The organism is Pseudomonas sp. K5002, from assembly GCF_013386655.1.
Lineage (GTDB): Bacteria > Pseudomonadota > Gammaproteobacteria > Pseudomonadales > Pseudomonadaceae > Aquipseudomonas.
Genome location: NZ_JACARK010001310.1, coordinates 1 through 443, shown reverse-complemented (window position 1 = coordinate 443; position 443 = coordinate 1). Strand labels below are relative to the sequence as shown.

Below are 443 nucleotides of genomic sequence, written 5' to 3'. Positions count from 1 at the left end.
CGCGGCGAAACCGGCAGCGGCAAGGAGCTGGTCGCCCGTTGCCTGCATGATTTCGGCCCCCGGGCAAAGAAGCCGTTTGTGGCGCTGAACTGCGCGGCGATTCCCGAGCAGCTGTTTGAAGCCGAGCTGTTCGGCCATGAAAGTGGCGCGTTTACCGGCGCCCAGGGCAAGCGCATCGGCAAGCTGGAATACGCCAATGGCGGCACGCTGTTTCTCGATGAGATCGAAAGCATGCCGCTGGCCCAGCAGGTGAAATTGCTGCGGGTGTTGCAGGAGCAAAAACTCGAACGGCTCGGTTCCAATCAAAGCATCAAGGTGGACTTGCGGATCATCGCCGCCACCAAACCCGACCTGCTGGACGAAGCTCGCGCCGGGCGTTTTCGCGAGGATTTGGCCTATCGCCTGACCGTCGCACAACTGCGCCTGCCGCCGCTGCGTGAACG

At 62.5% G+C, this 443-nt stretch carries 1 protein-coding gene; it reads left to right on the top strand.

Translation table 11 applies throughout. The features are described from left to right. The coding region (locus HX846_RS35935) for a sigma-54 factor interaction domain-containing protein (RefSeq protein ID WP_178967315.1) at positions 1-443 on the top strand (443 nt) is incomplete at both ends.